The sequence below is a fragment of the Candidatus Pandoraea novymonadis genome, assembly GCF_003004665.1.
GTDB lineage: Bacteria > Pseudomonadota > Gammaproteobacteria > Burkholderiales > Burkholderiaceae > Pandoraea > Pandoraea novymonadis.
The window spans coordinates 498529-522554 of the sequence record NZ_MUHY01000001.1 but is presented as its reverse complement, the minus strand read 5'-3'; the positions used below and the strand labels follow the sequence as shown (position 1 = coordinate 522554).

General features: G+C 43.9%; 19 protein-coding genes and 1 pseudogene. 17 read left to right on the top strand and 3 right to left on the bottom strand.

Annotated elements, in window-relative coordinates; genetic code table 11:
• Positions 1–195: 195 nt before the first annotated feature.
• From BZL35_RS02225 to BZL35_RS02215, 3 genes and pseudogenes are all read right to left on the bottom strand, one after another.
• Positions 196–375 (bottom strand): DUF3460 family protein, encoded by a 180-nt coding sequence (locus BZL35_RS02225; RefSeq protein WP_106182855.1) that lies wholly within the window; start codon positions 373–375, stop codon positions 196–198.
• 532 nt (positions 376–907) lie between these two features.
• A pseudogene (metG, locus tag BZL35_RS02220) lies at positions 908–2587 on the bottom strand (methionine--tRNA ligase); the annotation flags it as partial.
• Between the two features lie 951 nt (positions 2588–3538).
• Positions 3539–4615: a regulator gene (locus tag BZL35_RS02215; RefSeq protein WP_146128571.1), complete on the bottom strand. Its 1077-nt coding sequence runs from the start codon at positions 4613–4615 to the stop codon at positions 3539–3541.
• Between the two features lie 123 nt (positions 4616–4738).
• Between BZL35_RS02215 and BZL35_RS02210 the strand changes: the two genes are divergently transcribed.
• The 17 genes from BZL35_RS02210 to asd all read left to right on the top strand — a co-directional run bounded on the left by BZL35_RS02210 (position 4739) and on the right by asd (position 23919).
• Positions 4739–5995: a lipoprotein-releasing ABC transporter permease subunit gene (locus tag BZL35_RS02210; protein ID WP_106182470.1), complete on the top strand. Its 1257-nt coding sequence runs from the start codon at positions 4739–4741 to the stop codon at positions 5993–5995.
• Entirely contained in the window at positions 5988–6710 is a 723-nt protein-coding gene (locus tag BZL35_RS02205; protein WP_106182467.1) for an ABC transporter ATP-binding protein, read from the top strand. The genes BZL35_RS02210 and BZL35_RS02205 overlap by 8 nt, the downstream gene beginning before the upstream one ends.
• A gap of 129 nt (positions 6711–6839) precedes the next feature.
• Entirely contained in the window at positions 6840–7634 is a 795-nt protein-coding gene (locus BZL35_RS02200) for a TatD family hydrolase (protein ID WP_106182465.1), read from the top strand.
• 456 nt (positions 7635–8090) lie between these two features.
• The gene (locus BZL35_RS02195) at positions 8091–9764 is read left to right on the top strand and encodes a CTP synthase (RefSeq protein ID WP_106182854.1); all 1674 of its coding nucleotides are present in this window, start codon (positions 8091–8093) and stop codon (positions 9762–9764) included.
• A 13-nt stretch (positions 9765–9777) separates the two neighbouring features.
• On the top strand, positions 9778–10620 hold the full coding sequence (gene kdsA, locus BZL35_RS02190; RefSeq protein WP_106182462.1) for a 3-deoxy-8-phosphooctulonate synthase: 843 nt from the start codon (positions 9778–9780) through the stop codon (positions 10618–10620).
• Positions 10621–10679: 59 nt separating this feature from the next.
• On the top strand, positions 10680–11963 hold the full coding sequence (gene eno / locus BZL35_RS02185; protein WP_106182460.1) for a phosphopyruvate hydratase: 1284 nt from the start codon (positions 10680–10682) through the stop codon (positions 11961–11963).
• A 51-nt stretch (positions 11964–12014) separates the two neighbouring features.
• A complete protein-coding gene (gene ftsB / locus BZL35_RS02180; protein WP_106182458.1) occupies positions 12015–12383 on the top strand; it encodes a cell division protein FtsB in 369 nt (122 codons plus the stop codon).
• Positions 12384–13010: 627 nt separating this feature from the next.
• On the top strand, positions 13011–13847 hold the full coding sequence (locus BZL35_RS02170; RefSeq protein WP_106182453.1) for a PHP domain-containing protein: 837 nt from the start codon (positions 13011–13013) through the stop codon (positions 13845–13847).
• Between the two features lie 639 nt (positions 13848–14486).
• Complete coding sequence (locus BZL35_RS02165; RefSeq protein ID WP_106182451.1) at positions 14487–15689, top strand: tryptophan--tRNA ligase; 1203 nt, start codon at positions 14487–14489, stop codon at positions 15687–15689.
• 281 nt (positions 15690–15970) lie between these two features.
• Positions 15971–16864 (top strand): 4-hydroxy-tetrahydrodipicolinate synthase, encoded by an 894-nt coding sequence (gene dapA, locus BZL35_RS02160; protein WP_106182448.1) that lies wholly within the window; start codon positions 15971–15973, stop codon positions 16862–16864.
• Between the two features lie 39 nt (positions 16865–16903).
• Positions 16904–18046, top strand: a complete 1143-nt coding sequence (gene bamC / locus BZL35_RS02155; protein ID WP_106182446.1) for an outer membrane protein assembly factor BamC — start codon at positions 16904–16906, stop codon at positions 18044–18046.
• Entirely contained in the window at positions 18047–18817 is a 771-nt protein-coding gene (locus BZL35_RS02150) for an MBL fold metallo-hydrolase (RefSeq protein WP_106182444.1), read from the top strand. It begins immediately after the preceding gene.
• A gap of 408 nt (positions 18818–19225) precedes the next feature.
• Positions 19226–20635: a 3-isopropylmalate dehydratase large subunit gene (gene leuC / locus BZL35_RS02145; protein ID WP_106182441.1), complete on the top strand. Its 1410-nt coding sequence runs from the start codon at positions 19226–19228 to the stop codon at positions 20633–20635.
• Positions 20636–20717: 82 nt separating this feature from the next.
• Entirely contained in the window at positions 20718–20846 is a 129-nt protein-coding gene (locus tag BZL35_RS02140; RefSeq protein WP_106182439.1) for an entericidin A/B family lipoprotein, read from the top strand.
• Between the two features lie 75 nt (positions 20847–20921).
• Complete coding sequence (gene leuD, locus BZL35_RS02135) at positions 20922–21593, top strand: 3-isopropylmalate dehydratase small subunit (protein WP_106182437.1); 672 nt, start codon at positions 20922–20924, stop codon at positions 21591–21593.
• A 67-nt stretch (positions 21594–21660) separates the two neighbouring features.
• Positions 21661–22728 carry a 3-isopropylmalate dehydrogenase gene (gene leuB / locus BZL35_RS02130; protein WP_106182435.1) on the top strand — a complete coding sequence of 356 codons (1068 nt, stop codon included), beginning with the start codon at positions 21661–21663 and terminating at the stop codon, positions 22726–22728.
• Between the two features lie 60 nt (positions 22729–22788).
• Positions 22789–23919 carry an aspartate-semialdehyde dehydrogenase gene (gene asd, locus BZL35_RS02125; protein WP_106182853.1) on the top strand — a complete coding sequence of 377 codons (1131 nt, stop codon included), beginning with the start codon at positions 22789–22791 and terminating at the stop codon, positions 23917–23919.
• Positions 23920–24026: the final 107 nt, after the last annotated feature.

Genomic DNA, 24026 nt, shown 5'->3' with positions numbered 1-24026 from the left:
GACCCTTCAAATGTTTCAAAGAAAATTTAAATAGCGACTGGATACGGTTGCGAATCGTTTGTCTATCTTGAATAGGCCGATATGAATATCGGCACGGTATGGGATATTATTTCAGACGGGACTGGGAGCTCTTAGAGCTGAAAGTGTTTAGTTGCTTTGAGAAAAAGAATGAAAATTCAGACTAAATATTTGATTCTATTTTCTTGGATGGACGTATTCCGCTTGAACATTAGATTGCTTGTTACGTTCGCGTTCATCTAAATCAATCGATCCTTTATCCCAGAGCAGAGAGCGACCATATCGCTGTTCTGCTTCTAGGGTCGGTTTCTTTTTTTTTAGTTCATTAATAAATTGGGTGATGTCAGATTCGTACATGATTACTATGCATAAAAAATAAAAAATACATAATTTGCTAAATTTTACCAATAATTGGCATTTAACTACCCATTTTTTGAAGCCGAAAAACCATAAGATCAAGAATTTATCTAGACGAAAGTGTATTTCTTGTCTTCTATCCACCAAGTTGTCATGATTTCATAGAATGGTTTTTCCCTAGCGTTTTTACTCGTGTGTGAGCCCTAGTGCGAAAAGGTATTGCAGATAACTAATTCGGTTTTTTATCCTTTGACCAGGACCTCACCATATTTTAGAAAAAATATCCTCTTTTTCTGTCTCTACGGTTTTAGAAGAACAATCGTTAATCTCCTCTCTCCGAGTTTTCGGCTTTTTCTGGTCGATTAGCTGATTCGATGCCAGAGAAGATGTAGAGTATTTTTGCTACTTAGGCAGCGCTCGAATTGTAGCGGTTATTAGAACTTTCTATCGGTTGATCATTAACGATTTTTCGCCTCATTCGATTTTGGCGAAATTGACGTATTTGATACTTTATCTTTCACTTTGACTAGCAGGCTTCTTTAGCCTGTATTGAATCGCGGTTTGCCGTCAGAAGTACCTCTATCTGTTTGCTATCGACTCGTGTTATCAGGTGCTTGTATATCGTGATGGTGTTCGCCTTATTAAGTGGTTTATTCACATCTTTCCAGGTGAGTGGGGCGATATTAAAGAAACGTTCGACCGCATTGGCTGTGACCGGTAGAACCGGTTTTAGGTATAGTGTTAGTAAACGGAATGCCTCTAGACAGACGCTGCAAGCTTCATGGAGCGTACTACTTTGACTGTGATTTTTGGCCAGATTCCACGGTTTCACGGTTTCGACATAACTATTTATTTTATCGGCCTGTTCCATTATTAGACGCAATGCTTTGCTGTACTCTCTTTCTTCATAGAGTGATGCGATTTTTGGCGCTGCAGTACGTAATTGTTCGAGTAACAATTTTGACATTGCGCTATCCAGGATACGGCCTTCAAATCGTTTAAGTAAGAAACCGGAGGCACGACTGGCAATGTTGACATACTTGCCGACTAGATCGCTGTTGACGCGTGAGATGAAGTCATCCAGGTTCAGATCGATGTCTTCCATTGTACTGTTGAGTTTTGCAGCGATGTAATATCGTAACCACTCCGGGTTGAGTCCTGTATCGATGAAGCTTTTTGCTGTGATAAAGGTCCCTCGTGATTTCGACATTTTTTGACCATTGATGGTCAAAAAACCATGGGCGAAAATATTCGTTGGTGTTCGATAACCTGAAAATTTAAGCATTGCTGGCCAAAATAATGTATGGAAATACAAGATGTCTTTACCAATGAAATGGAATTGCTCAGTATTCGTAGATGGCTTGACCCATTCCTCGAAATTCAGGTGTTTCTTCTCGCATAGATTTTTAAAGCTTGCATAATAGCCGACAGGAGCATCGAGCCACACATAAAAATATGCGCCTGGCGCGCCCGGGATTTCAAAACCAAAATATGGCGCATCGCGAGAAATATCCCAATCGGTCAAAGTTGAAGTTTTGGCACTATCACCAAGCCATTCCTTCATCTTGTTGATAGCCTCTGGCTGTGCGAGACTCGTTACCCAATGTCGTAAAAAAAGCTCGCAGCGGGGATCAGATAGCTTGAAGAAATAGTGGGTAGATATTTTACGCACGGGTGTGACACCTGATAATACTGAGTATGCGTGCTTTAAGTCCGTTGGTGCATAGGTTGAACCGCAAACTTCGCAGGAATCTCCGTACTGATCTTTGGCATGACACTTTGGGCACTCGCCCTTGATGAAACGGTCCGGCAGGAACATTTCTTTAACTGGATCATAAGCTTGTTCGATATCACGCGATTCGATGAGCCCTTGAGCCTGAAGTGAAAGGTAGATATTTTCTGACAATATGCGATTTTCTTCGGAGTCGGTTGAGTAATAATTATCGAATGAGATACTGAAATGATCGAAATCGCGTTTGTGCTCTTTCCAGATACGATCGATGAGATCTTTAGGGGTGATCCCTTCTTTTTCCGCACGCAACATGATCGGTGTGCCGTGAGTGTCATCAGCACCTACGTAGTGTACCTCATGATCCTGCATCCTCATAAAACGTACCCAGATATCAGTTTGGATATATTCCATCAAATGACCGATATGAATTTGGCCATTGGCGTAGGGCAATGCGGAAGTAACGAGAATACGGCGAGGCATGAATAATCCAGTGGAGAGTGATTAAATATACTGCATGGAATGAAATTCTAGCAGGCTCATGTTCACCTGGTCGTTGTAATGAAAAAGTTTTTATACAGATTAGACGCTATTGCGGATAAAAATTTGAAATTAGACATGGATTAACTAAATTAAATGGAAGGAACACAGCTATCTAATAGAAATCTATTAAAGATTATTTTTTTGGGAAGTACATAATTATATGGGTATATGGTAAAGCGTATTTTGGAGCTCTCGGCAGAGTGCATGATAGTTTGAAGGCAAGCTAAAACGAAAATCAACTGACGAAAACGAGAGAGCAAGAGGTTGGTTATTTAAAATCTTTTAATACACACTATTTTAGAATAATCTGTTTAATAGTTTTTCATTGGTTTTTTTAAAAAAATGGTGGGTATGTCTTTTTTTAGTAAAGATAAGTTGTAAATTTGATATTTTGTTGTTAACAAGGAATTGAATACGATAATTCTTTGAGAGGGCATAAGGTGCCAAAAATTTTTATAGAATCGCAAATTTAAAGCTTAAGATATTAACTCTGGATTGAGATCAAAAGCGAATATCAGAATCTTTAGTGATTTTTTCATTGCTCGTAATGTATGCCGAAAATTATTGTCCTCAGAGACTTTTTACGATTACGAAAAGAACTTACTCTTGCTCGAGAGTATCTTTAGTTAGGAATTCTGTCTTAGCCGGTGATGAGGCCTATATGTGTTTTCTTTAGTTTTAGTTAAATACCATTTATTAAACGCAGGTCTTCGACTAAACTATTGAGACATATCTAATTGAGGCGTGAGATGTAGCATCAAAATTTCGCTTTTCTGGCGACACACAATAGCTAGGGGCAAACCCCTCAGGATTCTGAGACGCTCTCTCCAGTCTAGCAAGGTTTGAGGCATAATTTTTAGACTGAGCGTTTGAACATTGTGATGATGCAGTTCATTCTCCGAGTTTTGCGAGTAAGAGCAATTGGTTTATCAATGGTTGGCGGCGCCAGAATTTACATAAATTACTTGTGCGAACACGCAAGGTCACGCTATGAATATCACCACACAATGTCAGTGTGATTTCCCTGACTTGACCATTGTTCATCATGGCCAATGCAGGAGCGAGCCATTTGGATTCAATCTCGCTCAGGCTATCTCGCCAGCGAGTCCAGTTCCCACTGATGAAATGTGCATTCAATATATCGAGCTGGATTAACGTACAGCCTCTTGCGGCGGATAGCCCTGCATCAGTGCTAAATCTGTCAATCGAGAGATGTATCGCCAGACCGTGTGTCACGGGAGTATCTGAGAGTATCGTCTTAAAAGGTCGATTTAGACGTTCTGCTTCAATGCATTTCCCTCCGCCATATAGCCAAAGAGTGTTGATTGGGGGTAATTCGCGTATTTCACGGTCATGGTTTGTTGAGTGATGATGCCAGGCCATTTGTACTTCATTTTGCAGCTTACGCCAGATCAAGTCAGCATTCCCTTTGGGTAGCCAGATATCGATATTGCGTCCTGCAACGCGTTCGGGGGATGCAGTTACCAGTCCATCTAGCATTGGCCCACTGAGATACCAGCGGTCTGGTCGTGGACTTACCAATTTAACATCGTGCTCTGCAAATAGGTCTCGAGCAATCTCGAACAGCGGAATTGTATCAATAGTCTCGAGAGCTAGTTCGGAGGGGTCAGTTAGTACTAAATGATCAGTGTTGATTTGAATATGTGCAGGTTGCGCACAATACCAAAAGTGATTGTCGTCCAAGTTGTTGTTAGTGTCAGCTATCAGCATAAAAGGCGCCAGCGGCATATGCGCAGGTAGGGTGGGGATTCCAAATATCCTCCCGAGCCATCGCTCGTGTGGTAGCGTCGAGATAAAGGGATCAACCGGTATGTCCGTCCTGGATCTGGTTGAACGTGCCAATAATCTTTCGAAGGTTGGTAGTTTTAATCCATCAAGCAGGATTGGAAGATGGGCTGCCGCTGGCACCGAGAATGGTAAAAGAAAGTGTAGGTCAACAGTATTCATGTTAGACGAATTGTATGACAAACTTAGATTTGTCTGTTATTACTCCATTTATTATTGTCTCATCTGTGAATAGTTTCGTTTCGATCAAATTTTTAATCTATTTCGAATAATTAGGACTCTCATTTGAAATTTCCATACGAGTTCCAAATCGGCTGGCGTTATACGTGTACTAGTAAACGATCGTCTAGCAACGGTTTTATTTCTTTCATCTCATTCATTTCTATGGCAGGTATTGCGCTTGGTGTGGCTGCACTGATAGTTGTATTGTCTGTCATGAATGGTTTTCAGAAAGAGGTTCGTGATCGTATGTTGTCGGTTCTCGCTCATATTGAGGTGTTTGCTCAGGATGGCAACTTGTCGGAGTGGCGTCGTACTGCTGGCGAGGCATTACAAAACAAAGAGATATTAGCTGCGGCTCCTTATGTGGGTGAGCAGGCTATGCTTACTCGTGACGATAGAGTCTGTGGCGTCGTACTGCGTGGCATTATGCCTATTGAGGAGGCTAAAGTTTCTGATCTCGACAAACATGTTACTAAGGGTAATTTGACGAATTTGACGCCTGGAAGCTTTGGAGTTGCGCTTGGCTGTGAATTGGCGCGAGGACTTGATGTGCATGTCGGCGAAAAGATTACCCTAGTGGTGCCGCAAAAAAGCACTGTTACACCTGCGGGGATCTTGCCACGTGTGAGGCAGTTCACAGTGGTTGCGATCTTCACAGCAGGACATTACGAGTACGATAGCAGCCTGGCTTTGATCGATTTAGAGGATGCCCAAAAGTTCTTTCGTTTAACTGGCCCTACTGGCATTCGTTTGAAAGTGAAGGATATGGACCGCGCGCCTTTAGTTGCACGTGATCTTGCAAAAGTATTGAGTGGTGATATGTGGATACGCGACTGGACGCAGCAGAACAAGAATTGGTTTGTCGCTGTGCAAACTGAGAAGCGCATAATGTTTATTATCTTGATGCTGATTATCGCTGTGGCAACATTCAATTTGGTGTCTTCACTTGTGATGACTGTCACCGATAAATATGGTGATATCGCTATTTTGCGCACTCTTGGCGCACAGCCATCGTCAATTGTGAAGATTTTCATTGTACAAGGTGTAACGATTGGGTTTATAGGAACTTTTCTTGGTATTGCACTTGGCTGTGTCATTTCCCTTAATATTTCCACCATCGTGCCATTTATTGAACAACTTTTCGGCATACATTTTTTGCCAAAAGATATTTATTTCATTAGCGAGTTGCCGTCTGATTTGCACATGCTTGATATCACACGTATCGGATTGATTTCTTTCATTCTTGCATTATTGGCAACAATTTACCCGAGCTGGCGTGCGGCGCAAATCAAGCCTGCTGAGGTGTTGCGTTATGAGTAATGTGATAGGAAGTATCACACCGACACCTGCACACAGTAGTGATTTCGTCTTGCGTGCATGTGGTTTACATAAAATTTTTTGTCAGGGCGAACTCAATCTGAAGGTTCTGAGTGGTGTGGATCTTGACGTTGCGCGGGGCGAAAAAATTGCAATCGTTGGAGCTTCAGGTTCTGGCAAGAGCACATTGTTGCATATATTGGGCGGACTCGATGAACCTTCGCAAGGCGAAGTATTACTTTTAGGTGAACCATTTTCAACTCTCTCTGAGAAGGAAAAAACCAATCACTGGAATCGATCATTGGGATTTATTTATCAGAGGCATCATCTTTTGCCTGAATTTTCGGCACTTGATAATGTAGCGATGCCCTTGAAGATCCGTGGCCAGTGTGGGATTGAGGTTCGACAGGTGGCGCATGCGATGCTTGAGCGCGTGGGATTAGGGTCGCGTGTGCAGCATCGACCCAGTGAGTTATCAGGTGGTGAGCGACAGCGTGTGGCGATGGCCCGTGCTTTGGTTACACAACCAGCATGTGTATTGGCGGATGAACCTACTGGAAATCTTGATGGGCATGCGGCGGAGATGATGTTCTTACTCATGCTGGAATTGAGCAATGAATTTGACGTTAGCTTTGTAATTGTGACGCACGATATCGATCTGGCTAGTCGTTGTGACCGCACATTGCGCTTGCGTCAGGGCTTATTAGTAGTTGCGTAATATGCTTTGATATGTCAATCTGGATTTGGATGGTTCGTGAATATAAGTTTTCATTTTCAGGGCCTTTGGTATCACTTACTGATACGATACGTGTAATTGGCTTTTACAAGGTTTGTTGGAGATTGGCTTATGTGGATTGATACCCATTGCCATCTTGACTCTGATAAATTTAGTGCTGACCGTGACGCTGTGATCGAAAAAGCTCAGTCGAAGGGAGTGAGAGGGTTTGTTGTGCCTTCGGTTGAGCGGGTATCTTTCTCTGCAGTGCGTGCGACAGCGATGGGGATACCAGGATGTACTTACACGCTTGGCATTCATCCGATGTATACATCACGTGCGCAGGACGTTGATATCAAGTTTTTGCGAGAAAAAGTTAAGATTGCTATTGACGACGATCCATTTTTTGTTGGTATAGGAGAAATCGGCTTGGATTTTTTTGTCAAGGGATTTGATCTCGAGCGGCAGATGCGCTTCTATACATCACAATTGAAAATTGCTTGTGATTTCGATTTGCCTGTTATTTTGCACGTGCGTCGCGCGCAGGATCTCATCCTTAAACAGTTGCGTGTTTACCACCCACGTGGTGGGATTGTCCACGCGTTTAATGGCAGTCATCAGCAGGCTGAGAGTTTCATCAAGCTCAATTTTAAGCTGGGCATTGGCGGAGCTATGACATTTGAACGGGCGTTGCAGATTCGCCGTCTGGCAAAAAACATATCGTTGTCAGCTCTTGTTCTGGAGACAGACGCGCCTGATATTCCTCCCGCATCGATGCGCAAAGAAGCGCGTAATTCACCAATTTATTTACCGTACATCGCTGCAGAACTCGCGAGTCTCCGGCAATTGTCATTGGAACAGCTCTCAGAAGCAACCTGTGGAAATGCATTTGCTGCATTGCCACGACTTGCATCAGTCATTGCATAACCTTTTTGCGATGCAATATTAAAATTACCGTTATATGGGGAAGTATTGTATGTTAAATGTAACCTTACACGACACCCATATTTGAGATTATCTTATTCGTATCCTTAGATTTCTGATCGATAGAATTTTTCTCAGTTGAATATTTAGACTATTAATATTTTCCCGACGTCAATTTTTTAGTAAACAGATTCGTTTGTTATATGTGTGACAGTCATTTCTTTTGCTATAGAGAGTAGCGTCAGAAATATATAAAAACGCTATATGCTCATGCACCCGGAGTGGATTATGCTATCGCTGTTAAGCTGAATTTAAGACTTATTTTTATCAACTGACTCTAAAAAATCATAATCGGCATGATTTTTGTGATTTTTGTCAATTGTAAAATTTGGCATGAGCGAGAAAGAGAACAGGCTTGGATTCAGATATAATCCGCGTTTCTTGCAAGCAATCACTGCGATGACCAAATTTGTTTTTGTCACAGGTGGCGTGGTTTCATCTCTTGGTAAGGGGATTACTGCCGCATCTCTAGCTGCGATTCTCGAATCACGAGGCCTTAAAGTCACTCTTCTTAAACTTGATCCCTACATCAATGTTGATCCTGGTACGATGAGTCCGTTCCAACACGGCGAAGTATTTGTGACGGAAGATGGCGCTGAAACTGACCTCGATTTGGGACACTATGAGCGTTTTATTAGCGCTAAGATGCGTAAGGCGAATAACTTTACGACTGGCCAGATTTACGAGTCTGTAATTCGTAAAGAGCGAAGAGGCGAGTATTTAGGTAAGACAGTTCAGGTAATTCCGCATATTACTAACGAGATCCAAGTATTCATCGATCGAGGAGTGCGTTCTGCGTGGAATGGCTATCCTGACGTTGCTATCGTTGAAATCGGAGGGACAGTTGGTGATATTGAATCTCTGCCGTTTTTGGAAGCTGCGCGTCAGATGAATCTTCGTCTAGGGAGAAATAGTGTTGCGTTTGTACACCTCACGCTGGTGCCATATATTGCCACTGCTGGTGAACTTAAGACGAAACCCACACAGCATAGTGTTCAAAAACTGCGCGAAATTGGGATTTCTCCAAATGTGTTGCTGTGCCGAGCTGATCGCCAAATTCCACTCGACGAGTGTTCGAAGATTTCATTATTTGCGAATGTGCCGAAAGAAGCTGTTATTTCGGTTTGGGATGTGGATACGATCTATAAGATTCCGCAGATGCTGCATGATCAGGGTATGGATTGTATTATTTGCGATGAGCTAAAACTCACACCAGCACCAGCGGATCTATCGACGTGGAGTCGTCTGGTTGAAGCCGTTGAGCATCCGAAGCATGCAGTCACGATCGGGATGGTGGGCAAGTATGTTGACCTAACAGAATCCTATAAATCGTTGATCGAAGCGCTTAAACATGCATCGATTCATACAGAGACTCTGGTCAATATTGAGTATATTGATTCTGAGCAGATCGAAAAGGATGGAGAAGGTGTGCTTATCGATCTCGATGGTATTTTGGTGCCAGGTGGTTTTGGTCGTCGTGGTACGGAAGGTAAGATTCGGGCAATCCGTTACGCACGTGAGAATTGTGTGCCGTATTTAGGGATCTGTCTTGGCATGCAACTTGCGGTGATCGAATTCGCTCGTCATGTTGTTAATTTGGACTATGCTAATAGTACGGAATTTGAGTTGAGTACAACTCATCCGGTGGTGGCACTGATCACGGAATGGCAGGACCGTGAGGGTAAGAACGAGACCCGAACGAAAGATTCTGAGTTGGGTGGCACGATGCGTCTTGGTTCTCAGTGCGTACCCGTTAAACCTGGAACGCTTGCCTCGAAAATTTATGGCGATACGGTTAACGAACGCCATCGTCATCGTTACGAAGTTAATAACTACTACGTGCCTCTACTCGAAGCTGCTGGGTTAATTGTTTCTGCGCGCACACCGAGTGAGAATCTACTCGAAATTATTGAGCTATCACAGGAAGTACACCCTTGGTTTTTTTGTGTCCAATTCCACCCAGAGTTTACCTCGACACCCCGTTATGGTCATCCACTATTTAAAGCCTATGTTGAGGCGGTATTGTCTGAACGACAGTCCCGGGAAAAAGCGACCTTAGTATCTAAGGACTGAAAAAGGAGTTCTCATGAAAATCTGCGATTTTGATGTCGGTCTCGATAAGCCATTTTTTTTGATTGCAGGAACTTGTGTTATCGAGTCTGAGCAAATGACGATTGATGTGGCCAGTGAGCTTAAGGAAATTACGAATGAGCTAGACATTCCGTTCATTTATAAGTCTTCTTATGACAAAGCGAACCGTAGTTCCGGAAAATCGTTCCGTGGCCCAGGTCGTGATGCTGGATTGAAGATTCTTGAAGCGGTACGCTGTCGGCTTAAAGTGCCTGTACTTACGGATGTACACAAAGAAGAGGAAGTGGCAGAAGTGGCATCTACAGTAGATGTTCTACAAACGCCAGCGTTTTTGTGCCGCCAGACAGATTTGATTCGTGCCTGTGCTCAGTCCGGAAAGATCGTCAATATTAAGAAAGGTCAATTTCTTGCGCCGCACGAAATGGATAATGTAATTCAGAAAGCGCGTGATGCAGCACGTGAGGCAGGCCTTCCTCAGGATGTTTTTATGGCATGTGAGCGTGGGGTTTCCTTTGGCTACAATAATTTAGTCTCTGATATGCGTTCTTTAGTGATAATGCGTGCGACAGGTGCCCCAGTTGTATATGATGCTACGCATTCGGTGCAATTGCCTGGTGGGAAAGGCACTAGTTCGAGCGGACAGCGAGAGTTTATACCAGTTCTATCGCGTGCTGCTGTGGCAGTAGGGGTGTCTGGACTATTTATGGAAACACACCCGAATCCGTCAAAGGCCATGTCTGATGGCCAGAACGCTGTACCTCTTAACGAGATGAGAGCACTGCTGAGTACATTAAAGAAACTTGATCAAGAAGTTAAAAAAGGGAACTTTCTTGAGTGAGATTTGGCAGTATTGTTGTGCTGTGAGTGACCATTTTCTTTTTATATGCTGGGGGATAAATGAGTGCAATTGTAGACATGATTGGACGTGAAGTGTTGGATTCACGCGGCAATCCGACAGTCGAGTGTGAGATATTGCTTGACTCGGGTATAGTGGGACGTGCGGCAGTGCCATCTGGCGCATCCACCGGTTCGCGCGAAGCGGTTGAATTACGTGACGGTGATAGGAGACGTTATCTAGGGAAAGGGGTCCTGAAGGCGGTTGAAAACATCAATACCAAGATTTCGGAAGCTATTATGGGTCTTGATTCCGCCGAGCAGGCTTTTCTGGATAAGACCCTAATCGAACTCGACGGCACAGAAAATAAGTCTAATCTAGGTGCTAACGCTATGTTAGCTGTGTCGATAGCAGTTGCCAAAGCAGCTGCAGAAGAAGCAGGATTGCCGTTATATCGTTATTTTGGAGGTTCGGGAGCAGTTCAACTCCCTGTGCCGATGATGAATATTGTCAACGGTGGTGTGCATGCAAATAACAATTTGGATTTACAAGAGTTTATGGTGGTGCCGGTTGGGCAATCGAGCTTCCGAGAAGCACTGCGTTGTGGCACGGAAATCTTTCACTCGTTGAAGAAAATTCTTTCGGAGCGCGGGATGAGTACTGCTGTAGGTGATGAAGGTGGTTTTGTGCCAAATTTTGGCAGCAATGAGGAATGTTTGACCACTATATTGGCCGCTATCGATGCAGCAGGTTATCGTGTGACTGAGGATGTGCTTTTGGCATTGGATTGCGCAGCATCGGAGTTTTTTAAAGAAGGAAAATATAATCTAGAAGCCGAACGCTTGCAGTTGACATCGGCCGAATTTGTTGACTATCTGACCAACCTATGCGACAAGTTCCCAATTGTTTCAATCGAAGATGGTATGGCAGAAAATGATTGGGATGGATGGAAAATACTGACCGAAAAACTTCGAAAGAAAGTTCAGTTGGTAGGTGATGATCTTTTTGTAACCAACACTAGAATTCTGAAACAAGGCATACAACAGGGTATTGGAAACTCGATTCTGATCAAAATCAACCAAATTGGTACATTGACAGAAACTTTTTCTGCCATTGAAATGGCGAAACGTGCCGGTTATACCACTGTGATTTCGCATCGCTCTGGTGAAACAGAAGATTCAACTATTGCAGATATTGCTGTTGGAACTAATGCTGGTCAGATTAAGACGGGCTCATTGTCACGTGGCGAACGTATCGCAAAGTACAATCAATTACTTCGCATTGAGGAAGACCTAGGTGATGTCGCTTTCTATCCGGGGAGAGATGCTTTTTATAATTTACGTTAAATTACTTGCCTCAATAGAGACAATACGAAGAATTATTTGGTGGCTGGAAGTATGCGAACCGTAACCTTGGCACTGGTTTTGTTATTGACAACGATTCAGTACCCACTTTGGTTTGGCCATGGAGGATGGTTACATGTACGCGAGTTGCGTGGTCAGCTAGTGGCTGAGCAGAAGAAAAATGAGCAATTAAAGGAGCGTAGTGACCGGTTGCGAGGAGAGGTGCAAGATTTGCAGGACGGCACCTCTGCCATCGAGGAGCACGCTCGTTTAGAGCTCGGTATGGTAAAGCAAGGAGAGGTGTTTGTGCAGTTTGTTGCCCCCGGGGAACCCGATTTCTCTGAAAGAAATACAGTCAAAGCGGCTAGTACGTTATCATCAAATAAGCAACATGCTCTCTCAGAATTTATCTCTCCCCCTTAAATGACAGCATATGGCCGCTTTTAAAGCTAATAAAATTTAAATCATTGTAGCTAACGCCACGTGTGAGTATTTTCTTAAAAAGATGCGCCATTTTTTTGTGACAAAGAGGCTCTTAACTAATTTTGATATTAACGTCACATGCCGAAATACATATCGAATTAAAAGGCTATCAACTTAGTTGAAAGTGATTATGGTGGGGTATGATATTCCTTTTTTCTAGCCATTAGCAGTATTTGGCGAATTTAGGCGGTTATGGGTGAGATGTATTCCCCTCAGAGGTCTTTGATGAGATAAGGTTTCGTGTGGGAGAATATAGCGCTTTTCGCATTTTTGCCTCTGCGTGGAAATTTTGATGTTTTTGAAAGCTTCTTGTTTTCTTTGAATTTTGCGTGGAGTAGGTGTGCGAAAAAAATCGAGTTAGAATTCTCAATATCATCCTACAAATGTAAAATTGGTCACGTGCTAATTGGCAATCGTGGGTATTTCTCGACGATGCCAGTCCTGTTTGAATTAGGATTGGCTTGTGTCATGAGGATTGTGATGGGGTCATCTTAGGATGATGAGGTTTTGTAGAAAGAAACGAGGCGGCCAGCTGTGATAAAAATGCCGTTCATACGGCCGTGTAGCATGATCAATGCAGATCTTCACTGTCATTCCATCGTTTCGGATGGAACTTTGGCGCCCGCAGAGGTCGCAAAAATTGCCGCTGAGGCAAGTGTTGAACTATGGGCATTAACCGATCATGATGAGCTAGGTGGTCAGAGTGAGGCACGTGCTGCGGCTGAAGCTTTTGGTATGCGTTATGTTTCTGGAGTTGAGATTTCAATCACTTGGGCAGGTAGAACCGTTCATATGCTGGGATTGGGTATCAATGCTGATGATCCCTTACTAATTCAGAATCTTGCTGCGATGCGAGATGGACGTTCCTTACGTGCCAAGCAGATGGGTCTACAATTATTGAACGCAGTGGGAATTTCCGATGCTTATGCAGGTGCGCTTAAGTACGTTGGTAAGCATGGTTTAATTTCACGTACACACTTTGCACGTTATTTGGTTGAAATAGGACAGTGTAAATCAATATCCGATGTTTTTTCGCGCTATCTGACAGAAGGTAAGCCGGGCTATGTGGCTCATTGTTGGGCCACGCTGGAGGATGCTGTGAAATGGATTCATGATGCACAAGGCATCGCTGTCGTCGCGCATCCAGGGCGTTACAAGTTTTCATCACTGGAATTCAGCGGTTTATTTGACAGTTTTCGTGATCTTGGTGGCGAGGCTATCGAAGTTGTCACGGGAAGTCACACGCCAGAACAATATCGTGAGTATGCAGATATCGCACGTCGTTACAATTTTCTTGCGTCCCGTGGGTCTGATTTTCATGGGCCAACACAAGGCCGTGCGCAGTTGGGTAAATTGCCGCCTTTACCAGAAGGTTTGATACCTGTTTGGTCCCGTTGGTATTAAACCTCGCTCATGTTCAAATTTTTTCAAATTTATCCCGATAGTTCGCAAACTCGATTGCTTAAAAAAGCTGCTCAAATAATTGATGGCGGGGGCGCGACGTTGTGCTACCAACCGATTCAAGCTATGACCTCGCTTGTCGTTTGGATGATAAGAATGTACTCGATAGGCTTCAGTGTATTTGTGATATTACCGAAAAACAGATGCTGTCGCTATTTTTTCGAGATTTTTCTCAATTATCGATTTAACGGAAGCCTCACCAGGAATAGTGAGTGTCGGGAGTCGTTGACGGAATTTGATCACTTTACATGAAGTCACTCACATTTATGTCGCGAAGCTTTTTTGGTTTGCTATGATCCGTACTCGATTGTTCATGAATCTGATGACGTTCATTTTCAATTTATTTTGAGTTTTTCCACTTGATGGTGGCCATATTTCAGCTTTCACATTTTTATTGGCGTGTGCATATGGCTTGAGCCTTATTAATTTTTCATCATATTGGTCTTTTGGGGAGTGGTTTGATTGAGAGTGTCTGGCTGTGAATAATTATGAAGATAGGCCGAGAATCCATTCGTTTTTGGTTAAACCCCTAGCTCGGTTGTTTTCCTGAAGTAAATTACGATTTATTACAATAACGAGATTATGTACCCCGAACGTGTTTTTTCTGGTATGCGCCCGACAGGCAGCCTACATTTGGGTCACTATCATGGCGTACTTAAGAATTGGACTGTACTCCAATCGAAGTATCCATGTTTTTTCTGTGTAGTTGATTGGCATGCGCTAACGACCCATTATGAAACGCCAGGCGTTATTGAAAAGAATGTCTGGGAAGTTTTCATTGATTGGTTAGCCGCAGGAATTGATCCAAACCAAGCGACGTTATTTATACAAAGCAAGGTTCCTGAGCATTCAGAATTGGCGTTGCTCATCGGAATGAGTACGCCATTAAGCTGGCTTGAACGTGTCCCTACATACAAAGAACAAATGGAAAAACTCAAGGAGCGTGATTTGTCTACTTACGGCTTTCTTGGCTATCCTGTGCTTATGGCAGCGGATATTTTGCTTTATCGTGCGATACATGTTCCTGTTGGCGAGGATCAGGTGCCTCATCTTGAGATGACACGTCAAATTGCCCGGCGTTTTAACCGTTTATACAGTAGCGATTCAATCGTCGAAGAAAAATCGTATCAAGTGGCAAAAAAACTCGGTAAGAAGCATGCTCGACTCTATTTCGCATTGCGTCACTCTTATCAAGAGCAGGGTGACGGAGAGGCCCTGGCTCAGGCCCATTCTATTCTATTGGAATCAAATTCCCTTTCCATAAGGGATCGTGAATTTTTATTTAGCTATCTTGAGGTTGCCCGCAAACGAATTCTTGTTGAACCCAAGGCACTGCTTACATCAGCTTCACGCATGCCGGGTCTTGATGGTCAAAAGATGTCAAAGTCTTATGGCAATACGATTGGTTTGCGTGAAGCCAAATCATCGATTGTTCAAAAAATCCGTACTATGCAAACGGATCCTGCCCGTGTGCAGCTTAAAGATCCTGGAGACCCTGAAAAGTGTAAAGTGTGGCAACTTCATCAAGTCTACTGTAATGAGAGCACTCGTGAATGGGTAAAAGTAGGTTGTAAGACTGCGGGTATTGGCTGCTTAGATTGTAAACAACCGGTAATCGATGGGATTTTGCGTGAACAGCAACCGATGCTTGAGCGTGCTCAAAAATATATGGACGATCCATCTTTGTTACGTGATATCGTTGACGATGGCTGTGAAAAGGCACGAAAATCAGCGAAAGAAGTGATGCAGGATGTTCGTGACGCAATGGGGTTGAAATACTCATGAGTTATTATGAGTCTCAGCCGCTGCTGAAATGTTTTTTGCATCGCAAAATTACCTAGTCTTTCTGCATAATTTTGCCTTCAATTGAAGGTGCATTTATTACATTGTTGATTTTTAGATTGCTACTTTAAGAGCAGTATATTCATCGAGTCACGTTATATATGTTTGCAGCATTCATGTGCTGTGTGTTTTCGAGCTTAAATTGATTTTTCAATAATCCTACTTTATGAGAACGGTTAATCCGCTACAATCGAACCTTTATCGCAGAAATTGACTGATAAACTATGGCTACCAAAACCCCGATTCGAGGCAGCATTGTTGCAGTTGTGACCCCGATGTTAGAAGACGGCAGCATTGATAATGCTAGCTTCTGTAACCTGATAGATTGGCACATTGCCGAAGGCACAGATGCAATTGTGATTGTTGGCACTTCTGGCGAATCTCCCACTGTTTCGGTTGAAGAACACTTCGCATTGATTAAGCTTGCCGTTGAGTATACGAGAAAACGGATCCCGATTATTGCTGGAACGGGTGGTAACTCGACTGCTGAAGCAATAGAGTTAACTAGATATGCCAAGCAAGTCGGTGCTGATGCATCTTTGCAGGTGGTGCCTTATTATAATAAGCCAACTCAAGAAGGCATATATCAGCATTTCTGCAAGATTGCAGAAAGCGTAGATCTCCCTGTGATTCTTTATAATGTACCTGGGCGAACGGTTGCTGATGTGAGCAACGAGACGTTGTTGCGTCTTGCGCAGGTTCCAGGCATTGTGGGACTAAAAGATGCTACAGGTAATTTGGAAAACGGAATTCGCTTGATCAATACTTTGCCAGATAATTTTGCCTTGTATAGTGGCGATGATCAAACCGCTGTTATGCTTATGTTAATGGGCGCACAAGGAAATATCTCCGTCACTGCAAATGTGGTACCACGCCTCATGCATCAGCTGTGTTATGCATCAATGTCCGGAGATGTGGTTCATGCTCGAGCCTTACAATTTCGTTTACTTGATCTGCATAGAGCCATGTTCATCGAGGCTAATCCGATTCCAGTCAAATGGGCGCTGCAGCAAATGGGAAAAATTAGTTCAGGCATCCGGTTGCCATTAACTCCGTTAGCTGCACAATTTCATGTTACTGTCCGTAACGCTTTGCGTGATATTGGCATTCTGCTTTAATCGAGATTCTGTAGCATCGCTTGACTACTTTTTTGACTAATGAAACAAATTATCGATTTCTCTAAAGTTCTTCCATTTGGGGTATGGACCGCGATTGCATCTCTGGCACTTTTTGCTGGTTGCAGTTCGCTTTCGTCATCGTTCTCATCCGACAAGGTAGATTATAAGAATTCTAAGAGTGGTCCATCGCTCGATGTGCCTCCTGATTTGTCGCTGCTGGTACCAAGCGAGCACAAGGTCTTATCTAGCAATGCAGCTACTTTGTCAGCATACGAAAAAAAAATGCAGATTAAGTCAATGCAACCAGTTGATATGGTGTTGCCATCAGTCCCGGGTATGAAAGTGATGCGTGATGGCAATCAACGTTGGTTGGTGATTCAAAAAGCACCTAACCAATTATGGGAGATGCTTCGTGAATTTTGGCAAGAAAATGGTTTTATACTGATCCTTGATTCGTCAAACACTGGTGTCATAGAAACTGACTGGGCTGAGAATCGTGCTAAGCTCGATCAGGATATTATTCGTAACTTGTTGGGGAAGGTTTTTGATGGGCTGTATTCAACAGGTGAGCGTGATCGTTTTCGCATGAGAGTTGAACGAGAGACTGATGGTAGTATTGCCATCTACATTAGCCATCGTCGGATGGTTGAGGTTTTTACGAGTGATCAAAGGGATACGACGAAGTGGCAGCCTGCGCCTAGCGATTTCGGCCTCGAGGCAATTTTTCTTACGAAACTGATGCAGCATCTTGGTATGCAGGCTTATCAAGCTAAAACGGAGATGGAAATGGCTAAGTCGGAGAGATTGTCATCCATCCAAGTTGTAAATGATGCGAGCGCGACTTACATCGATATGAGTGAACCATTCGATCAAGCTTGGCGGCGTGTTGGGATTGCGCTTGATCGTTGCAATTTCACGGTGGATAGTCGTGATCGAGCGAAGGCTCTATATTGGATTAGTTATGTTGATTCAATGATGTTGTCGAAAGACAATAGTTTCTTCTATAACTTGTTCCATGCGAAAGAAGTAAAGGAAAGAAAGAAAGCGAAAAAATATGGTGTGAATATCCAGGGTCAGGGCGATAATAAAACTCGTGTGCAGGTTTTGGATGATGAAGGGAAAGTGGATAACTCCATCATCGCACAGGGTATTATTGGTCTGCTCAATGATCACCTTCGATAGGTGAGGTATACTAGTTTAGGCAGTGGTAGTGAGGGTAATGCTCTTTTGGTAGAGGTATCAGAAGGTATTTCTACCACGCGTGTTCTTCTTGATTGTGGTTTTTCTATGAGGGAAGTTGAGAGACGTCTCTTGCTGCGTTCGATTGAAACGTCTACTATCGATGCTATTGTGATTACACATGAACACGGTGACCACATTGGCAGTGCAGTTTCATTATCCAAGAAGTATGGTATTCCGTTGTACATGAGCCGAGGTACCGGCCAGATTGTTAAGGGGCTGGATAATGTCGACGTACGTTGGTGTCGATCTGATAGTATAGTTGTCGTTGGAGATATTGAACTTCATCCTTATACCGTGCCTCATGATGCACGGGAACCTTTGCAGTTTGTATTTAGCGACGGACACTCTCGCTTGGGCGTGCTCACTGATGTTGGCAGTTCAACACCGCATTTGATTGGCGTGTTGGGTGGTTGTGATGCATTGGTATTGGAATGTAATCACGACTGTGAGATGTTGGCGGTCAGCCAGTACCCACCGTCATTGCGTGCCCGTATCGGAGGAGATTACGGGCATTTAGCTAACCATAAGGCTGCAGAAATTCTTGCGGCACTTGATCGTTCACGCTTACAGAGAGTCATTGCGGCGCATTTAAGCGAGAAGAATAATTCTCCTCATTTAGCGAGGGCAGCATTAGCTGACGTGGTAGGTATGGATGCTGTGGAGATCCTTGTTGCTACACAGATTGATGGATTTGCTTGGCAGACACTATAGCATTACAGCGAGATTTATTGTCCTGTTGAGATAAATGACAGATAGTTTCTTATACTTGTTCTGTAAGTGTGTGCAAGAAATCCAGACAACCTTTCATTGACTAATTGCCATCATAATGGCGTCCATCAACTGATTTGAATTATTCTCCTACAGAATAAATTTTACCAGATGTTGAGCGTATGCCAATTGGCATGACACGAATGCTAAATTGGCAACACAAGGAGATACTTGGCACGGTATGCTGTGCACTTAGCTTAATCCTGCATAGGGAAGAAATTGTTTTAAAATTTCCTTGGGTTTATTTTGCTCATCTAAGTGGAGTGATTCGTTTGAATTGCTAACTTTTCTGCTACGAGATAATTAAATATCTCAGAAAACCTAATAATCTGTCCTGAATTTTATCAAATCATGGCAAAGACGCTATACGATAAGTTGTGGGATGCACATATCGTGCATACCGAGGATGACGGTACTACTTTACTTTATATTGACCGTCACTTGCTTCATGAGGTCACTAGTCCGCAGGCTTTTGAAGGGCTAAAGCTTGCGAAACGTCCTGTTTGGAGGCTATCTGCGAATCTTGCGGTGTCAGATCATAATGTTCCCACCACTGATCGATCGCAAGGTATCGCAGATCCTATTTCAAAGTTGCAAGTGGAAACTCTCGACCGCAATTGCGCTGATTACGGAATTACTCAGTTTAAGATGAGTGACCTACGTCAGGGAATTGTTCATGTGATTGGGCCGGAGCAAGGTGCAACGTTGCCCGGCATGACGGTCGTTTGCGGTGATTCGCATACCTCTACACATGGTGCTTTTGGTGCGTTAGCTTTTGGTATTGGTACATCGGAGGTTGAGCATACTCTTGCTACGCAGACATTGCTCATGAAAAAGAGCAAAAACATGCTCGTGAATGTGAATGGTCAATTGCCAAGAGGTTGTTCGGCTAAGGATGTTGTGCTTGCTGTGATTGCTAAGATCGGTACTGCTGGAGGTACTGGTTATACGATTGAGTTTGGAGGGGCAGTGATTCGTGCACTGTCGATGGAGGGTCGTATGACGATTTGCAATATGGCTATTGAGGCTGGTGCACGTGCTGGTCTTATTGGTGTTGACGATACCACTATCGATTACGTTAGGGGGCGTCCGCTATCTCCCAGAGATGAGCTATTTCAGCAGGCTGAAATCTATTGGCGTTCTCTTCGAACGGATGATGGGGCACAGTTCGATCACGTCGTTGAAATTGATGCTTCGAAGCTGATACCACAAGTGACTTGGGGTACTTCGCCGGAAATGGTGGTCTCGATTGAGGATAGGATTCCTGATCCCCAGAAGGAGAAAGATCTCGTAAAACGAGCTGCCATAGAGCGTGCGCTGACGTATATGGATTTAATGCCCGACACCCCGATTGAGAGTATCAATGTCGATAAGGTGTTTATTGGCTCATGTACCAATTCACGTATCGAAGATATTCGAGCTGCGGCTTATGTACTCAAGAAGCTGGGACGTAGGATTGCGGGGAATGTTCGTTTGGCTATGGTGGTTCCAGGGTCAGGATTAGTCAAGGAACAGGCTGAAAAGGAGGGATTAGATAAGATTTTTACGGCAGCGGGTTTTGAGTGGCGTGAACCAGGTTGTTCGATGTGTTTGGCTATGAATGCTGATCGTTTGGAGTCTGGTGAGCGTTGTGCATCGACCTCGAATCGTAATTTTGAAGGGAGGCAGGGTGCCGGTGGGCGTACTCATCTGCTGTCGCCGGCAATGGCTGCTGCTGCTGCCATTGAAGGTCATTTTGTGGATGTTCGACGCCTCGTTTAAAATGGTGCATGGGATGTATGCATATGCACTTTTGTTATGAGTGACGTATCGAAAATCAATAGAGTAATCAGGAGAAATGGCGATGAAAAAACCTCATCATCTGTTGATGGCATTACTAATGTTATGGGTAACTGGATGTAATACGGTGGTCGGCCTAGGGAAGGATACTAAGGCAGCTGGCGAGGCCATCGAGAACGCGGCAAGGAAATAATAAGTGGCTGATAGTGCTTTTTTCATCGCTAAATGTCTGCGATAGGCAGTCAACTGAATATATCAAGTGGGAAATATGGAAAAATTTGTTGTCCATACAGGGCGGGTGGCGCCTCTTGATCGAGATAACGTTGATACGGACGCAATCATTCCGAAGCAATTTCTAAAGTCAATTAAACGCACAGGCTTTGGACAGAATTTATTCGACGAATGGCGTTATCTGGACGTCGGTCATCCGGGGCAAGATTGTAGTAAGCGTTTATTGAATACCAGTTTCGTCCTTAATCAGCCGCGCTATAAAAATGCGACGATCTTGTTGGCGCGTCAGAATTTTGGCTGTGGCAGCTCGCGTGAGCATGCTCCGTGGGCATTGCAACAATATGGATTTCGTGCAGTGATTGCGCCGAGTTTTGCTGATATTTTTTTTAATAATTGTTATAAAAATGGGCTTTTGCCTATTGTTCTCACGGAGTCACAGGTTGATTGCCTATTCCATGAGACTGCCGCTTTCGTCGACTATCAACTTACTATTGATCTCGATAAGCAGATAGTTGTTGCTCGGGATGGTCAGGCCTACACTTTTGATATTACCTCGTTTCGCAAGTATTGCCTATTGAACGGTTTTGATGATATTTCATTGACTTTGCGTCATGCGGATAAAATTTGTGCCTATGAGTGTGATCGCTTGATGAAGCAGCCCTGGCTGAATATGCGTCTACAAGATGGGGACGCAACCCATCTGTGTTGAAAATTGGGGCACACCGTAGAGTAACTTAGAATGCACGTTGACTAGGCTTTTCTGAAAGGAGATGCGAATGAAAATCGCAGTATTGCCAGGTGATGGCATCGGTCCGGAAATTGTTAACGAGGCCGTTGGCGTGTTAAATGCGCTCGATGAATCTTTCGAGATAGAATATGCCCCTGTGGGCGGGGCTGGATACGAAGCCGCTGGTCATCCGTTGCCCGAAGATACACTGACATTAGCGAAAGAGGCGGATGCAATTCTATTTGGTGCTGTTGGCGACTGGAAATACGATGGATTGGCCCGTGAATTGCGTCCAGAGCAAGCTATTCTTGGTTTGCGTAAGCATCTGCAATTGTTTGCTAATTTTCGCCCAGCCATTTTGTATCCAGAGTTGGCAGGGGCATCCAGTTTGAAGCCAGAGATTGTTGCCGGTCTTGATATTCTAATTATCCGTGAGTTGAATGGCGACATTTACTTTGGCCAGCCTAAAGGTTTTCGTCAAGCGCTGACTGGTCCTTTTGAGGGTAGTCGTGAAGGATTTGATACGATGCTTTATACGGTACCTGAGGTAGTCCGTATTGCAAATGTGGCATTTCAGGCTGCAGGAAAACGCGGAAAGCGGCTTTGTTCAGTGGATAAGGCGAATGTTCTGGAGACTTCTCAACTGTGGCGAGACACAATGATGGAAGTTTCAAAGGACTATCCGGATGTGGAATTGTCGCACATGTATGTTGACAATGCTGCAATGCAGTTGGTGAGGGCTCCGAAGCATTTTGATGTGGTGGTGACTGGTAATATGTTCGGTGATATTTTGTCCGATGAGGCGGCTATGCTTACGGGATCTATCGGTATGTTGCCGTCAGCTTCGCTAGATGCTAATAATAAGGGTTTGTATGAGCCATCACATGGCTCAGCACCTGATATTGCAGGTAAGGGTATTGCTAATCCATTAGCGACGATTCTCTCGGTGGCTATGATGCTCCGTTACACCCTGGGTAAGGAAGAACAAGCACATCGTATCGAGGCTGCAGTCAAACATGTGCTTGCGCAAGGGTTACGTACACCCGATATTATGCAAGTTGGGACAACTCAGGTTGGTACGTGTGCAATGGGTGCGGCGGTTATCGCTGCGCTATGATTGAAAGACGGCCTAATTTGGTCGTCTGTGTCAGCTTTATTGAAAAAAGGGGCTGGAGAAATGAGGACCGTAGGTTTGGTGGGTTGGCGAGGTATGGTTGGATCAGTCCTAATGCAGCGGATGCGGCAGGAACAGGATTTTTCGTTGATTGAGCCACTGTTTTTTAGCAGCAGTAACGCTGGTGGTAAGGCTCCGATGATGGCCAAGAATGAAGATTTACTGAAAGATGCCAATGATATTGATGCATTGAAACAATGTGAAATCATATTGACGTGCCAGGGCGGTGACTATACCAGTGAGATTTTTCCAAAATTACGTGCAGCGAGCTGGAACGGTTATTGGATCGATGCTGCATCAACACTGCGTATGGAAGACAGTGCAGTCATTGTATTGGATCCGGTAAATTTGAATGTCATCAAGGACGCGTTGGCAGCGGGCACAAAAAACTTTATCGGTGGCAACTGCACGGTCAGTTGTATGTTGATGGGTTTGGGAGGACTGTTTCAACATAATCTAGTCGATTGGATTACCTCAATGACGTATCAAGCTGCTTCAGGTGGCGGTGCACAACATATGCGTGAACTGATAACGCAGTTTGGCTCACTCAACGCTGAGGTGGAAGGATTGCTGGCTGATCCGGCTTCTTCAATTCTTGAAATTGATCGTAAGGTGCTGACCAAGCAACATGCGTTGACGAAGGAAGAGACCAAACAATTTACTGTTCCGCTGGCTGGCAGTCTGATTCCCTGGATTGATAAAGATCTCGGTAATGGTATGTCGAAGGAAGAATGGAAGGGAGGTGCCGAAACCAACAAAATTTTAGGCTTGGGTACTGGTTTTTCAGGAACACGTCCAATTCCTGTGGATGGATTATGCGTTCGCATCGGTGCGATGCGTTGTCATAGTCAAGCATTGACTATTAAGCTTAAGAAAGATGTGCCGCTAGACGAGGTAAACAGTATTCTTGCTGAGGCGAATGAGTGGGTGAAGGTGGTGCCGAATATCTGTGAAGCGTCGTTGACTGATTTGACACCTGCTGCTGTAGCAGGCACGATGAGAATTCCAGTGGGTCGTTTGCGAAAGATGGCGATGGGTAATGATTATTTATCCGCATTTACGGTTGGCGATCAACTATTATGGGGTGCAGCTGAGCCTCTGCGTCGTATGTTGCGTATTTTGCTCGATATCTAAATATGTTGTTGGTGTGGAGGATACTTCTGTTTTTTCTTTGTTTGGTAATAGCGTGTCTTTACTATCGATAATAAATTTAGGTGATGGTCTTAAATGAAAACTCTGAA

Coding starts and splice junctions, on each gene's coding strand:
- BZL35_RS02225 (WP_106182855.1), bottom strand. CDS start 375: ATGTACGAATCTGACATCACCCAATTTATTAATGAACTAAAAAAAAAG.
- BZL35_RS02215 (WP_146128571.1), bottom strand. CDS start 4,615: ATGAATACTGTTGACCTACACTTTCTTTTACCATTCTCGGTGCCAGCG.
- BZL35_RS02205 (WP_106182467.1), top strand. CDS start 5,988: ATGAGTAATGTGATAGGAAGTATCACACCGACACCTGCACACAGTAGT.
- BZL35_RS02200 (WP_106182465.1), top strand. CDS start 6,840: ATGTGGATTGATACCCATTGCCATCTTGACTCTGATAAATTTAGTGCT.
- BZL35_RS02195 (WP_106182854.1), top strand. CDS start 8,091: ATGACCAAATTTGTTTTTGTCACAGGTGGCGTGGTTTCATCTCTTGGT.
- kdsA (WP_106182462.1), top strand. CDS start 9,778: ATGAAAATCTGCGATTTTGATGTCGGTCTCGATAAGCCATTTTTTTTG.
- eno (WP_106182460.1), top strand. CDS start 10,680: ATGAGTGCAATTGTAGACATGATTGGACGTGAAGTGTTGGATTCACGC.
- ftsB (WP_106182458.1), top strand. CDS start 12,015: ATGCGAACCGTAACCTTGGCACTGGTTTTGTTATTGACAACGATTCAG.
- BZL35_RS02170 (WP_106182453.1), top strand. CDS start 13,011: ATGATCAATGCAGATCTTCACTGTCATTCCATCGTTTCGGATGGAACT.
- BZL35_RS02165 (WP_106182451.1), top strand. CDS start 14,487: ATGTACCCCGAACGTGTTTTTTCTGGTATGCGCCCGACAGGCAGCCTA.
- dapA (WP_106182448.1), top strand. CDS start 15,971: ATGGCTACCAAAACCCCGATTCGAGGCAGCATTGTTGCAGTTGTGACC.
- bamC (WP_106182446.1), top strand. CDS start 16,904: ATGAAACAAATTATCGATTTCTCTAAAGTTCTTCCATTTGGGGTATGG.
- leuC (WP_106182441.1), top strand. CDS start 19,226: ATGGCAAAGACGCTATACGATAAGTTGTGGGATGCACATATCGTGCAT.
- BZL35_RS02140 (WP_106182439.1), top strand. CDS start 20,718: ATGAAAAAACCTCATCATCTGTTGATGGCATTACTAATGTTATGGGTA.
- leuD (WP_106182437.1), top strand. CDS start 20,922: ATGGAAAAATTTGTTGTCCATACAGGGCGGGTGGCGCCTCTTGATCGA.
- leuB (WP_106182435.1), top strand. CDS start 21,661: ATGAAAATCGCAGTATTGCCAGGTGATGGCATCGGTCCGGAAATTGTT.
- asd (WP_106182853.1), top strand. CDS start 22,789: ATGAGGACCGTAGGTTTGGTGGGTTGGCGAGGTATGGTTGGATCAGTC.